This window comes from Nonomuraea sp. NPDC050691 (genome assembly GCF_040654455.1).
Classification (GTDB): domain Bacteria; phylum Actinomycetota; class Actinomycetes; order Streptosporangiales; family Streptosporangiaceae; genus Nonomuraea.
Genome location: NZ_JBFAIA010000208.1, coordinates 1 through 13791, shown reverse-complemented (window position 1 = coordinate 13791; position 13791 = coordinate 1). Strand labels below are relative to the sequence as shown.

Sequence of the window (13791 nt, the reverse complement as noted above, 5' to 3'; positions counted from 1 at the left end):
TATTTTTGTTTTTTTTCTCTACATTTACCACTTCGCGATCGGGGTGGTCCCAGCGGTCGGGGGCGTGCCGGGGGCCCCCCGCCGCGGGGGGGGGGGGGGGGGAGGCGGGCGCGACGCCTTTCCGGGCCCGATTCACGGGGGACGGCCGCCCGTCCAGCCTGCTACGACAGCCGGGAGCCGCGGACCTCGGCCCAGGCCAACGAGTGCCGGATGCCCTCCTCCAGCGAGTAGCCCGCGCGCCAGCCCAGCAGCCGCTCGGCGAGATCGCTGCGCGTGTACGCGCCCGCCACGTCACCCGGGCGGCGCGCCGTCTCCACCACCTCCACCGGCCGGTCCACCACGTGGTTGAACGCCTCGGCCAGCTCACGCACCGTCGTGCCGGACCCGGTGCCCAGGTTGATGACCGAGCCCTCCGGGAACAGGCCGTCGAAGCGCCGCAGCGCCTCCACGTGGGCCTGCGCCAGATCCCAGACGTGGATGTAGTCGCGGATGCCGGACCCGTCGCGGGTCGGGTAGTCGGTGCCGGTGATCTGGAACGGCGTGCCCTCCTCGTACGCCTCGATGAGCTTGCCCAGGGCGTGGCTGGGCCGCCGGAGCTGGAGCCCGGTGCGCAGCCGCGGATCGGCGCCGATCGGGTTGAAGTAGCGCAGCGACAGGATCCTGATCGGCTGGGTGGCCGCGATGTCGGCGAACATGGCCTCGCACATCGCCTTGGTCCGCGCGTACGGGCTCTGCGGGTCGAGCGGCGACCGCTCGTCCACGGTGTGGTCCTCACCGGTGCGGTAGATCGAGGCCGACGAGCTGAACACCATCCGCTCGCACCCGTTGCGCAGCAGGTGGTCGACGAACTCCAGGCTCTTGGCGACGTTGGCCCGGTAGTAGCCGACCGGGTCGGCCACGGAGTCGGGCACCACGATGAGCGCCGCGCAGTGGATGACGGCCTCGATGTCGGGCCGCTCGGCGAAGACCTTGTCGACCAGCGCGCCGTCGCTGATGTCGCCCTCGTAGAAGGCCCGGCCCTCGGCGAACTCGCGCCGCCCCGTCACGAGGTTGTCGAGGATCACCGGCTCGATCCCGGCGTCCAGGCACGCCGAGGCCACCGTGCTCCCGATGAACCCCGCGCCGCCGGAAATCAACACACTCATGCCGCCCCCTGCTCCTCACGCTCCGCCGCCCACCGGCCTGCCCGGCTGGGCTCCCCGCCACACCCGCCGGCGATGCGCCTCGGCCTGGCGGGGCCACCCGGCGCCGCGCGCCGTGCCCGACCATCCTCGACCACCGCGTGGAGCGCTCGTGACCATTCAGGACGGCCCGGCGGGGTCGCTCCGTCACCGAGCAGGCAGCGTTACGTGATTGTTACCACATCCGGTCCTCGGGTCACCCGTTTCGTTTGTCTACCTATGAGACGCATGCGAAGCACTTAGTCCTGGAGTACCCCGTGAATCCCCTCTTCCGGAAGCCGGCCCTGCTCGCCATGGCCGCTCTGGTCTCGATGACGGCCTGCGCGGCGGAGAGCGCGCCCGCGACGCGGGCACAGGCGGCCCCGGCCGTCAGCGCTCCCGCCAAGGCCGCCACAGCGGCGAGGACGCCGCTGGCCCAGGCCGCCGGCGCGGCCAAGCAGGCCGCGCCCAAGCAGGCCGCGCCCAAGAAGCCCAAGCTGGAGATCGCCGACATCACGCCCATGGGCGAGACCACCGAGAAGGTGGGCGTCGGCTTCCCCATCATCGTCACGTTCGACCGGGACGTACGCGACAAGGCGGCGGCCGAGGCGGTGCTTGAGGTGGAGGCCGAGAAGCCGGCCGACGGAGCCTGGCGCTGGGTCTCCGACCGCAAGGTCATCTACCGCACGAAGACGTACTGGAAGCCGCACCAGAAGGTGCTGTTCACCGCGCACCTCAGCCAGATCCCCGGCAACGAGGCCGCCGAGGACGTCTCCCGCCGCTTCGCCGTGGGCACCGCCAACATCTCGCTGGTCGACACGCGCCGGCACGTCATGAAGACCTACCGCGACGGCAAGCTCGCCAAGCGGATCCCGATCAGCGCCGGCCGCGGCGGGCTCATGCGCAACGGCGTGGACGTGTACCTGACGACCAGCGGCGTCCACCTGACCATGGGCAAGAAGCGGGTCGAGACCATGACCTCGTCCTGGATGGGCGTCACCGACCCCAAGGACCCGCAGTACTACAAGGAGGAGATCCCCTGGGCGGTGCGGATCTCCGACAGCGGCGAGTACGTCCACCAGAGCGCCGGCTACTACCAGTACCTCGGCCGCTCCAACCAGAGCCACGGCTGTGTCCGCGCCACCCCGGCGGGGGCCAAGTGGTTCTACACGATCGCCCAGCGCGGCGACGTCGTGAAGATCACCGGCACCAAGCGCAAGCTCGACTGGCGCAACGGCTGGAGCTACTGGCAGCTCAACTGGACGCAGTGGAAGAAGGGCAGCGCCCTCGGCGGCACCCAGATCACCGCCGAGAAGAGCTGACCCCTCGGTCCGGCGGCCGGTGAGAGCACGAGCCTCACCGGCCGTGGCCGTCCCGTGAGGTCAGAGCTTTTCGAGAGGGGCGTACGCCAGCAGGAGCGTCTTCTCGCCCCCGCTCCCGAAGTCGATCTTCACCTTGGTCTTCTCGGCCTGCCCGTCCACCGACACCACGGTGCCCAGCCCGAACGCGTCGTGCGACACCCGGTCGCCGGGGGTCAGCGACGGGACCGCCTTGCCGCCCTTCTTCGGCGCGGCCGTCGCGGCGGCCGGCTCGCGGCGCGTCGCCGCGTTCCAGGCGGTCTTCTCCGGCGGCGTGCGCCAGTCGATGAGCTGGCCCGGCACCTCGCTGACGAACCGCGACGCCGGGTTGAACGACGGGGCGCCCCACGAGCTGCGCACCGCCGCCCGCGTGAGGTACAGGCGCTTCTGGGCGCGGGTGATGCCGACGTAGGCCAGCCGGCGCTCCTCCTCCAGCTCCTTCGGCTCGCCGAGCGAGCGCACGTGCGGGAAGACGCCGTCCTCCATCGCCGTCAGGAACACGACCGGGAACTCCAGCCCCTTGGCCGTGTGCAGGGTCATCAGCGTCACCACGCCCTGGCCGCCGTCGGCGTCGGGGATCTGGTCGGCGTCGGCCACCAGCGACACCTGCTCGAGGAACTCGACCAGCGTGCCCTCGGGGTTGGCCTCCTCGAACTCCGAGGCGACCGAGACGAGCTCGTTGAGGTTCTCCAGGCGGGACTCGTCCTGCGGGTCCTCGGACGCCTCCAGCTCGGCGCGGTAGCCGGTGGCGACCAGCACCTCCTCCGCCAGCGCGGACGGCGGCACGCCCTCGGCCTTGGCGATCAGCTCCTCCAGCATGGCGACGAAGTCGCGCACCGCGTTGAGGGAGCGGGTGGCCATGCCCGGCGCCTCGTCGGCCCGGCGCAGCCCCTCCCAGAACGTGACGCGCTCGCGCGCGGCGAACGCCTCGATCATCGCCTCGGCCCGGTCGCCGATGCCGCGCTTGGGCACGTTGAGGATGCGCCGCAGCGACACCACGTCGGCCGGGTTGGCCAGCACCCGCAGGTAGGCCAGCAGGTCCTTGACCTCCTTGCGCTCGTAGAAGCGCACGCCGCCGACCACCTTGTACGGCAGGCCGGTGCGGATGAAGATCTCCTCGAACACGCGGGAGGCGGCGTTGGTGCGGTAGAAGACGGCGACGTCGCCCGCCCGGACGCCCTCCTCGTCGGTGAGCCGGTCGACCTCCTGGGCGACGAACATGGCCTCGTCGTGCTCGTTGTCGGCGACGTACCCGACGATCTTGGGGCCGTCGCCCTGGTCGGACCAGAGGTTCTTGGGCTTGCGCGACTCGTTGCGCGAGATGACCGCGTTGGCCGCGGCCAGGATGTTCTGGGTGGAGCGGTAGTTCTGCTCCAGCAGGATCGTGCGGGCGTCGGGGTAGTCGCGTTCGAACTCCAGGATGTTGCGGATCGTCGCGCCACGGAAGGCGTAGATCGACTGGTCGGCGTCACCCACCACGCACAGCTCGGACTGGTCGGCGCCCGAGCGCACCAGCTCGCCGTCGGCGGTGCGCAGCTCGGGCCGGCCCACCAGCTCGCGCACGAGGATGTACTGGGCGTGGTTGGTGTCCTGGTACTCGTCGACCATGACGTGCCGGAACCGCATCCGGTAGTGCTCGGCCACCTCGGGGAAGAGCTGGAAGAGCGTCACCGTGTTCATGATGATGTCGTCGAAGTCCATCGCGCCGGCCTCGGTGAGCTTGAGCTGGTAGCTCTTGTACGCCTCGGCGAGGACCTTCTCCAGGTGCGAGCCCGCCTTGTCGAGCGCGGTCTCGTAGTCGATCAGCTCGTTCTTGAAGTTGCTCACCTGGGCCGAGAACGACCGGGGCGGGTAGCGCTTCGGGTCGAGGTCCATCTCGCGGCAGACCATCGCCATCAGCCGCTGGGAGTCGGCCTGGTCGTAGATGGAGAAACTGGAGGGGAAGCCGAGCCGCTTGGCCTCGCGGCGCAGGATCCGCATGCACGCGCTGTGGAACGTCATCACCCACATCGCCCTGGAGCGCGGGCCGACCAGCTTGTCGATGCGCTCCTTCATCTCGCGGGCGGCCTTGTTGGTGAAGGTGATCGCGAGGATCTCGCCCGGGTGGACGTCGCGCTCGGCGAGCAGGTAGGCGATGCGGTGGGTGAGCACCCGCGTCTTGCCCGACCCCGCCCCCGCCACGATCAGCAGCGGGCTGCCGTGATGGATCACGGCCTCGCGCTGCTGCGGGTTGAGGCCGTCGAGCAAGGGGTGGTCAACAGAGACGTGGGTCGGCACCCACCTAGGTTATGACTCCCCGCCGACAAACGGCGCCCGGAATGCGGACCCGGGGACGCCGGTTGTCACGGGAGGGGAGATCCTGGAGCCGTCCGGTCAAGGACGCGAACGGAATCGGAAAGGACGACCATGCTGGCCGAGAGCGAGATCACCCGGGTGCTCACCGTCACGGCGCACCCCGACGACGTCGACTTCGGCGCCGCGGGCACCGTGGCGCTGTTCGGCGACAGGGGGGTCGAGGTCACCTACCTGGTCGTGACGGACGGCGACGCCGGCGGCAACGAGCGGGAGCTGGACAACTCCGGCATGGCGGAGCTGCGCCGGGCCGAGCAGACGGCCGCGGCCAAGGCCGTGGGCGTCACGGACGTGCGCTTCCTCGGCTACGCCGACGGCAGCGTGGTGCCCTCGCTGGAGCTCAGGCGCGACATCGCGCGCGTCATCCGCCAGGTGCGGCCCGACCTCGTGATCACCCACCACCCCGACCGCAACTACCAGTTCATCGCCCCGAGCCACCCCGACCACCGCGCGGTGGGCGGCTCGGCCCTCGACGCGGTCTACCCGGACGCCCGCAACCCGTACGCGTTCCCCGAACTGCTGACGGAGGAGGGACTGGAGGCCTGGACCGTGCGCGAGGTGTGGCTGACGGGCGGCTCGACGCCGGACCACTGGGTGGACGTGACGGACGCCATGGACCGCAAGATGACAGCACTCCAGTCGCACGTCAGCCAGGTGGCGCACGTGGAGGGCTTCATCGACTTCGTCCGCAGCCGCTTCGCGAGCTGGGGTGAGCGCGCCGGCTTCGGCCCCGGCCGCTACGCGGAGGGCTTCCAGGTCGTCCAGACGGCCTGACCGTCATCCGGTTCACGGCGCGGACCGGCCCCGTGAACCGGCTACGACACGGACCCGGGCGGCGCGACCCAGAGCGACGGCTGCCCGGTGACCTCGGCGATGAAGTCGAAGTCCCGGTCGTAGTGCAGGACCGTGGCGCCGTGCACCTCGGCGCAGGCCGCGATCAGCAGGTCGTTGGTGCTGACGCCCCGGTGCTGCCCTTTCTTCACGAGCTCTACCTGCACGGTACGCGCACGCATCTGCACCTGCACGTCGACGGGCAGCATGATGCACTGCCGCTGGGCACGGACGATTCGCTCGCAGTGAGCCTGGTCTCGGGCGCTGTAGACGAGTTCGAGATCGATGACGTTGCACGTGGCGATGACACGCGCGACGAAGAGCGGATGCAGCGCCTTGGCGACCACCTCACTGGTGCGAATGCGCGCCAAGGCGCTCTTGTCCAGGAGGTAGATCACTCCAGTCGCCGACACGCATTCTTCATCATCTCCGGATCCAGCAGGTCCGGACTCCCCTCCGAGCGCCAGAACTCGAACGCTTCGATGGCGCTGGCTCTTTCCTCGTCCCGTTCGAGCACCGACCGCAGGGCCGCGTGGACGGTCTCTTTCATGGTCGCTGCGCCCAGCCGTCGCTGGGCGGCTTCCAGAAGCTCCTTGTCGATGTCGATGACCGTACGCAAGGGGCATCACCTCCGCTACCTCCAGGGTATATCACAGATCGCGATCTTGATATACGCACTTACCGTGAACGCGTGAACACGGAAGGACGTAGCGGAGACGCTAGGGCGTCAAGGTCAAGCGTTGCAGGGCACCTTGGACCACCGGGGGAGAATCCTCACCCCTCGGGTGAAGGCTTGGCGTCGCCCCTGGCGGCGAGGCGGGCGAACAGGTAGCCCAGGGAGTTGGTCGCCGTGTGCAGCATGGACGGCGCCAGCAGGCCCGCGCGGCGGCGCAGCTCGCAGAACAGCACCCCGGCCGCGCCCGTGGACAGCACGCTGCCCGCCACCACGCGTCCCGTGGCGAGCGGGCCCGGCACCTCCCCCGCCGTGAGCGCGCCGAGGGCCGGGTTGGCGCGGGCCATGTCGATCGCGGGCAGCACGTGCCAGAGCCCGAACAGCGCCGACGAGACCGCCGTGACCGCCACCGTGCCGTGGGAGCGGCGGAGCATGCCGTACAGGGCGCCCCGGAAACCGACCTCCTCCAGCAGGACCGTGCCGACCGGCACCTGGATCAGGGCCTCCTCCAGGGCGCGGGCGTGCGACAACGACAGGGCCCGCTCGTCCTGGAACAGCGGCCTTGTACGGGGGATGGCGACGCCGGCCGTGTAGACGGCGGCCACACCCGCGACCAGGACGGCTCCGGTCAGGGCGCCCCGGCGGGGATGCTCGAACCCCAGCTCCGCCCAGGACGCTCCGGACCGGCGCGCCATCGCCACCAGCGCGGCGGTGGCGGCGGCCGACGTCAGGGGGGCCAGGCGGGGGGCGACGCGGTTGTTCAGCACGTTGGCCGCGGCCAGCACGGCGATCGACGCGATCAGCACCCCTGCAGGCTACGTCCCCGCCCACGCCTCATGCCCGAAATCGCCCCACGGCCCTGATGGCTCCACGGCCCCGATCGCCCCACGGCCCCCGATCACCCTGCGGCCGGATCACCCTGCGGCCCGATCGCCCCACGGCCCCGATCGCCCCGCGGCCCCGATGGCTCCACGGCCCGATCGCGCCGCGGTCTCCCCCGAACACCGCACGGACTCCCGCACGATCGCCCCGCGCCTCCCCCGCACCGCAGGGCCCACACGTGGAGGCGGGCGCGAGGACGCGGGAGGGAGGGGGCCGGTGCGAGAAAGCCGGCGCGAGCGGCGGGTGGGGTGCCGCTGGTGGTGCGTAGGCGCGTGGGTGGGTGAGCGTGCGTGGGTGAGCGTGGGGTCGGTGGGCATGCAGTCGGTACGCATGCGGTCGGCGGGCATGCGGTCGGTGGACATGCGGTCGGTGGGCGCCCACAGGGTGGGCGCCGCGGGGTCAGGCTGAGGCGCGGGTGCGCCAGCCTTCAGGGAAACGGGAACGGCGGCGCTCCTGGGGTGTGAGCCCGCCCCAGATGCCCTCCGTCTCCCCCGCGCGTAACGCGTAGGCCCTGCACTCCGCGAGGACCTCGCAGCGGGCGCACACCGCTTTGGCGCGTCGTTCCTGGGCCGCCGAGGGCGCGAGCGGAAAGAAGAGCTCAGGATCGCTGGATCTGCAGGCGCCCCCGCGCAGCCAGCCGGTCTCCTCCAATGGCATGGCGCCAACGGTATTCCGGGCGCGTGATCGGCCGCATCATCCTCTGGGTTGACCTTCGCGTACGACCTGAGCGGGCCCCGCGAGACCGTCGACGGGCCGCCGCGTACAACATGAGCGGGTCCACCGCGACCGTCGGCGGGCCGCCACACACGACCCGAGCCGGCCTCAGCAGGCCGCCACGCCCTGGTCGTAGCCGGTCGCGAAGGACTGCTGGCGCTGCTCGGCCGTGCCATGGGCGGCCGGGTCGAGCCAGTCGTCGGTGGGGTCGCCGGCCGCCTCCAGGTTGAGCATCAGCTCGTCCTCGTCGCCCGGCTCGGCGCGCAGCGCGCCGGAGCCGACCAGGGCCGACAGGGTGCCGCCGGCGTAGCAGTCGGCCTGCAGCTCGGCCTGGACGTTGAGCCGGAAGCCGGTCTGGAGCTGCGCCTGCACGGCGTGCCCGAACTCGTGGGGGATGATCAGGTAGACCGATCCGTCGCCCATCTCGTTCCAGAGACTCTCCATCCAGTCCCGGTCGTAGGCGATGAAGTGCCCGTCCGGGCAGTAGAAGGCGTTCTGCGGTACGGCCGGCTCACCGGCGCAGCTCGGGCCGTTCCTACCCGAGTAGGCGACGAACCGGGAGATGGGCTGGTAGGTGCGCCCGGACGCGGCGAACTGCTGCTCCCAGAACGACTCCGTCAGGGTACGGGCCGCCCGTACGTCGCCCTCGAAGCTGTCGTCCCCCTGGGTGTTGCGCGACGCTCGCTGGGTCAGCCCGCACGACGCGACGAGACCGCAGGCGAGCAGGAGCGCGAGAGCGAGCGCGCCGGGGCGTTTCACGCGCTTGACCGTTCCCGTGTCGCCGGCGGTCACACCTCCCACGTGTGCACCGGTTCGTTCGTGTGCATGCGCTCGATGTACTCCAGCGTCATCCGCCGCAGCGCCTCGTGCCTGTCGCCGCCCAGCGCGTTCACCTTGTCCACCTGCCAGCTCGCCCCGGTGCGGCCGGTCAGGCAGCGCGCCTCGATGATCCCGAGCAGCCGGTCGGCGACGGCGGAGTCCACGCCGCGCACGGCGAGCCCCTCGTGGGCCATCGGGAGGAGGCGGCGCAGGATGAGCTCGGCGGCCGGCACCTCGCCGAGCCCCGGCCAGTACAGCTGGGCGTCCAGGCCGTGGCGGGCGGCGGCGTTGAGGTTCTCCTCCGCGGTGGAGAACGACATCTGGCTCCAGATGGGGCGCCCGGCGTGCGGCAGGACGCGCATCAGGCCGTAGTAGAACGCGGCGTTGGCGGCGATGTCGGCCACCGACGGGCCGGCGGGCAGCACGCGGTTCTCGACGCGCAGGTGGGGCCGGCCGCCGGCGACGGCGTACACCGGCCGGTTCCAGCGGTAGACGGTGCCGTTGTGCAGGGTCAGCTCGGCCAGCTCGGGGGTGCGTCCCTCCTTGAGGGTCTCCTCGGGGTCCTCCGCCTCGCACAGCGGGAGCAGGGCCGGGAAGTAGCGGACGTTCTCCTCGAACAGGTCGAAGACGCTGGTGATCCACCGCTCGCCGAACCACACGCGCGGGCGTACGCCCTGGGCCTTCAGCTCGGCCGGCCGCGTGTCGGTCGCCTGCTCGAACAGGGTGATCCTGGTCTCTCGGTGCAGCTCCTTGCCGAACAGGTACGGCGAGTTGGCGGCGACGGCCACCTGCGGCCCGGCGATGGCCTGGGCGGCGTTCCAGTGGGCGGCGAACGCCTCGGGGCTGACCTGGAGGTGGAGCTGCACGCTGGTGCAGGCGGCCTCGGGTGTGATGCTGTCGGCGTGCGTGTCCAGGGTCTCGGGGCCCTCGATGGACAGGTGGAGGTCCTCGCCGCGGGCGGCGAAGATCTGCTCGTTGAGCAGCCGGTAGCGGGGGTTGGCGGACAGGGTGGCCTCGCTGATGTCCTGCTCGCGCAGCGTGGGCAGGATGCCGATCAGGACGAGGTGGCCGCCCTGGGAGCGGGCGCGCGACTCGGCGTGGTTGAGGCGGGCGCGGACGTCGTCCTCCAGTTTGAGGGCGCCGTCACCGCCCAGGTCCTGGGGCTCGATGTTGATCTCGATGTTGAACTGGCCCAGCTCGGTGGCCCAGTCGGGCTGCTGGATGGCGCCCAGGACGGCGGCGTTGCACATGGCGGGCTCGCCGATCGCGTCGACGATGTTGAGTTCGATCTCCAGGCCTGCCAGCGGCCGCTCGTCCTCGAAACGGGACTCGCGGAGCATCTGGGCGAAGACATCAAGGCATCGTCGCACCTTTTCCCGATATTTCCGGCGGTCGTCCCGGCTGAAAACGACGACCGGCACATCCCTTCCCATACACCGAAATTTCCCCAGCGCGCCATTTTTAGGCCAGAAATCCTGGACTAATGGAGGATTAAACGAGCCGGCGAGCGGTGGCCCAGCGCGACAGCTCGTGCCGGTTCGACAGCTGCAGCTTGCGCAGCACCGACGACACGTGCGTCTCGACCGTCTTCACCGAGATGAACAGCTCCTTCGCGATCTCCTTGTACGCGTAGCCGCGCGCGATCAGCCGCAGCACCTCACGCTCGCGCTGCGTCAGCGAGTCGAGCTCCGGGTCGATCGACGGCGCCTCGGAGGAGGCGAACGCGTCCAGCACGAACCCCGCCAGGCGCGGCGAGAACACCGCGTCGCCCTCGGCCACCCGGCGGATCGCGTCGGTCAGCTCACGGCCGCTGATGTTCTTGGTGACGTAGCCCCGCGCGCCGCCCCGGATGACGCCGATCACGTCCTCGGCCGCGTCCGACACCGACAGGGCGAGGAAACGCACCTGCGAGCCCGAGCCGAGCACCCTGCGCAGCACCTCCTGGCCGCCGCCGCCCGGCATGTGCACATCGAGCAGGACCACGTCGGGCTGCAACTCGGCGATCGCCTTGACCGCCGTCTCGACGTCCTCGGCCTCGCCCACCACCTGGATCGAGTCGCCGAGCTCGGCCCGCACCCCGGAGCGGAACAGCCGGTGGTCGTCCACGATCAGTACGCGCGTCATCGGCCCGTCCCTCAATCCCTGTCGATCTTCATCGTCAGCATCACCTCGGTGCCCTCAGCGGGCTCGGTGCGCACCCTGGCCGTGCCGCCGTGGCGCTCCATTCTCCCGATGATGGACTCCCTGATGCCCATCCGGTCGAGCGGGACGGCCTCCTGGTCGAACCCCTTGCCGCGATCCTTCACGAAAATGGTGGCCTCGTCACCCTCGACTTCGGCGTACACCGAGATGGTAGGACTTTCCGAGTACTTGGCCGCGTTGACCATCGCCTGCCGCGACGCCTTCAGCATGGCGGCGAGCCGGCCGCCCGAGTCGAGCTCCATGTCGCCGACGCAGACCACCTCGATGGCCACGCCGTGCGCGTCCTCCTCCTCGGCGGCGATCCGGCGGACGGCCGCGGCCAGCGTCGCGTCCGCGTCCTGCGCCGGCTGGTAGAGCCAGTTGCGCAGGTCACGCTCCTGTGCGCGGGCCAGGCGCACCACCTCGCGCGGGTCGTGCGCGACCCGCTGGATCAGCGTGAGCGTGTGCAGCACCGAGTCGTGGACCATCGCGGCCACCTCGGCCCGCTCCTCCTGCCGGATGCGCTCACGCCGTTCGAGCTGGAGCTCCTTCCACAGGCCGGCGAGCCACGGGGCGGCGATCACGGTGAGGCCGCCGACCACGACCCCGGTGAAGAGCAGGCCGGGCTGCGCGTCGGCCAGCTCCCCCTGGGCGGCCAGGAAGCCGATCGCGCCGATGACGACGAGCGTCACGCCGAGCAGCGTCCGCACCCGGTTGCCGCGGATGCTCTTGGTGGCGCCGCTCACCCAGCCCTTGCGCCGCTCGGGGTCGGCCTGCTGCCACAGGATGAGCGCGCCGATGCCGCCCACCGCGAACGGCAGCATGCCGATGCCGCCCTTGGACGCGCCGGTCAGCCAGCCGAACGCGAGCAGCGCCACGCCGATCGCGCTGAACGCGGCGAGCTGGCTCCAGTCGCGCGGCGGCGACGCCCCCTCGTACGGCTCGCGCGGCGCGATCATCCAGAGCACCGCGTACGCCACCACGCCGACTCCGCCCACCACGCTCAGCAGCACGAACGTCAGCCGGATCACGACGGGGTCGAGCTTGAGCTGCGCGGCGAGGCCCTGCGCCACGCCTCCGAGGAGGCGGCCCTCCATGGGCCGCGTCATCCGGCGGTAGGGCGTGTCGCCACCGGGCTCGGCAAGAGTCTTCTGGTCAGCCATAACACCGTCATCGTCACACGGAGCAGGCGAAAGCGGCATCAGGGAACGACCCCGGGTCCGGTCAGGGGTGTCCCGGATGCGACGCGCCACGACCCCGGGCCACGATAGGGGCATGACAGAGGCACCGCCGAAGGCCCCCGCCACGCCTCCCCGGTCGCTGCGGCGCAGCTCCGAGGGACGGTTCCTGCTCGGCATCTGCGCCGGGCTGGGACGGCAGACCGGGATCGACCCGGTGGTGTTCCGGGTGGGGTTCGCGGTGCTGCTGATCGGCTCGGGCATCGGCATGTTCCTCTACATCGCCGCGTTCCTGCTCATGAAGGAGCCGAACGGCCGGCCGGGCTGGATCGAGCAGTGGACCCGGCGCGACTTCGACGCCGAGACCGTGATGGCGCTGCTCACGGCGGTGTTCGGGTTCGGCCTGGCGATCAACCTGACGACGGTCTGGCTCGACACGGGCACGCTGGTGGTGGGCCTGCTGCTCGCGGTCTCGCTGCTCGCGGCGCACTCCCGTGGCGTGGACCTGCCCGGCCTGCTCCGCTCGATGCCGGAGCGTCTCAACCGCCGCCCGGCGCCGGGCGCCTACCCGCCGCCGCCGGTCTACCCGCCGGCGCCGGCCGCTCCCCGGCCGTACGCGTCGGGGCCGCCGTCGCAGGGCGTCCCCCGCCCGTTCGGCCAGGGGACGGCGCGCTCTCAGACGCGTGAGACGCCGCTCCACGAGCACGCTCAGACCGCCGCTCCCCCGGAGCGGGATGCGGCCGCGACGGCCGCGGACGGGCCGGAGGCCCCGGAGTTCCGCGCCGTGGAGGCGGAGGCCGGCGAGGGCGCCGAGAGCGCCGCCAGGGCCGCCTCCCCGTCGGCCGAGCCGTTCGCGCCCAGGGGCCCGTTCCAGCCGAGCGGCCCGCAGCGGCCGCGCGACGCCTTCCCGCCGCGCGCGTCGTTCCCGTCGGGCGGCGCGTACCAGCCGCTGGACCCGCGCATGCGCGCCGGCCACTCCCCCTACGACCCGGCCCTGTACGGCCGGCCCGCGCGGCGGCCCCGCAGGCGGCGGCCCCCGTCGTTCATCGGCCCCATCACCCTGCTGCTGGCCTTCATCGTTGGAGGGATCATCGTGGCCGTCCAAGCCCGCACGGGCGCGGGTGTGAGCCCGGCCGTCGTCGGCGGCGCCGTGCTCGTGACGATCGGCGCCGGTCTGCTGGTCGCCGCCTGGTGGGGCCGCGGCGCCGGACTGGTGGCGGCGGGCACGGGCGTGGCGTTCCTGCTGGCGTTCGCCCTGGTGGTGGGCGGCCTGCCGCGCAACGTCGGCGACTACGTGTGGACGCCGCGCACGGTCGCGGAGGCGAACCGGCCGTACGAGGTGGCGCTGGGCGAGGGCCGGCTGGACCTGTCGGAGCTGAAGATGGCGCCCGGCACGAGCGTGACCCTGAGCGCGCGGGTCAACCTCGGCGAGCTGACCGTGATCGTGCCGGCGGAGAGCAGGGTCGAGGTGCACGCGAGCAACAAGGTGGGCGACATCCAGATCGACCAGTCGATCAGGGGCGGCACGGACATCCGCTTCGACAAGGTGCTGGAGCCCGAGACGACGACCAAGGGGCCGGTGTCGACCATTGTTCTGAACCTGAGGAGCGGATTCGGCGACATGGAGGTGCGCCGTGCCGCGT

At 71.4% G+C, this 13791-nt stretch carries 13 protein-coding genes; 3 read left to right on the top strand and 10 right to left on the bottom strand.

All coding sequences use genetic code 11. The features are described from left to right. Positions 1–161 precede the first annotated feature (161 nt). A complete protein-coding gene (gene galE / locus AB0H81_RS39520; RefSeq protein WP_358385857.1) occupies positions 162–1145 on the bottom strand; it encodes a UDP-glucose 4-epimerase GalE in 984 nt (327 codons plus the stop codon). A gap of 293 nt (positions 1146–1438) precedes the next feature. On the opposite strand from galE, the gene AB0H81_RS39515 reads away from it, so the two are divergent. Beyond that, entirely contained in the window at positions 1439–2482 is a 1044-nt protein-coding gene (locus AB0H81_RS39515; protein WP_358385854.1) for a L,D-transpeptidase, read from the top strand. 60 nt (positions 2483–2542) lie between these two features. On the opposite strand, the gene pcrA is transcribed toward AB0H81_RS39515, so the two are convergent. Next, positions 2543–4765, bottom strand: coding sequence for a DNA helicase PcrA (pcrA, locus tag AB0H81_RS39510; RefSeq protein ID WP_358385859.1), 2223 nt, complete (start codon positions 4763–4765; stop codon positions 2543–2545). Between the two features lie 159 nt (positions 4766–4924). Between pcrA and AB0H81_RS39505 the strand changes: the two genes are divergently transcribed. Further along, complete coding sequence (locus AB0H81_RS39505) at positions 4925–5644, top strand: PIG-L deacetylase family protein (RefSeq protein WP_358385851.1); 720 nt, start codon at positions 4925–4927, stop codon at positions 5642–5644. A 41-nt stretch (positions 5645–5685) separates the two neighbouring features. Here the strand turns inward: AB0H81_RS39505 and AB0H81_RS39500 are convergent, their stop codons facing one another. From AB0H81_RS39500 to AB0H81_RS39465, 8 genes are all read right to left on the bottom strand, one after another. Beyond that, the gene (locus AB0H81_RS39500; RefSeq protein WP_358385848.1) at positions 5686–6114 is read right to left on the bottom strand and encodes a PIN domain nuclease; all 429 of its coding nucleotides are present in this window, start codon (positions 6112–6114) and stop codon (positions 5686–5688) included. After that, a complete protein-coding gene (locus tag AB0H81_RS39495) occupies positions 6096–6320 on the bottom strand; it encodes a type II toxin-antitoxin system VapB family antitoxin (RefSeq protein ID WP_358385846.1) in 225 nt (74 codons plus the stop codon). The genes AB0H81_RS39500 and AB0H81_RS39495 overlap by 19 nt, the downstream gene beginning before the upstream one ends. Positions 6321–6475: 155 nt before the next feature. After that, positions 6476–7180 (bottom strand): CPBP family intramembrane glutamic endopeptidase, encoded by a 705-nt coding sequence (locus AB0H81_RS39490; RefSeq protein WP_358385843.1) that lies wholly within the window; start codon positions 7178–7180, stop codon positions 6476–6478. Positions 7181–7655: 475 nt separating this feature from the next. Then, on the bottom strand, positions 7656–7913 hold the full coding sequence (locus AB0H81_RS39485; RefSeq protein WP_358385840.1) for a WhiB family transcriptional regulator: 258 nt from the start codon (positions 7911–7913) through the stop codon (positions 7656–7658). Between the two features lie 165 nt (positions 7914–8078). Continuing rightward, a complete protein-coding gene (locus AB0H81_RS39480; RefSeq protein ID WP_358385838.1) occupies positions 8079–8771 on the bottom strand; it encodes a neutral zinc metallopeptidase in 693 nt (230 codons plus the stop codon). Continuing rightward, positions 8759–10129 carry a glutamate--cysteine ligase gene (locus AB0H81_RS39475; RefSeq protein WP_358385835.1) on the bottom strand — a complete coding sequence of 457 codons (1371 nt, stop codon included), beginning with the start codon at positions 10127–10129 and terminating at the stop codon, positions 8759–8761. Before AB0H81_RS39475 ends, AB0H81_RS39480 begins: the two co-directional genes overlap by 13 nt. Before the next feature lie 151 nt (positions 10130–10280). Then, positions 10281–10913 (bottom strand): response regulator transcription factor, encoded by a 633-nt coding sequence (locus tag AB0H81_RS39470; protein ID WP_175587798.1) that lies wholly within the window; start codon positions 10911–10913, stop codon positions 10281–10283. An 11-nt stretch (positions 10914–10924) separates the two neighbouring features. Further along, entirely contained in the window at positions 10925–12133 is a 1209-nt protein-coding gene (locus AB0H81_RS39465) for a PspC domain-containing protein (RefSeq protein WP_358385832.1), read from the bottom strand. Between the two features lie 112 nt (positions 12134–12245). On the opposite strand from AB0H81_RS39465, the gene AB0H81_RS39460 reads away from it, so the two are divergent. Beyond that, the coding region (locus AB0H81_RS39460; protein ID WP_358385829.1) for a PspC domain-containing protein at positions 12246–13791 on the top strand (1546 nt) is incomplete at its 3' end.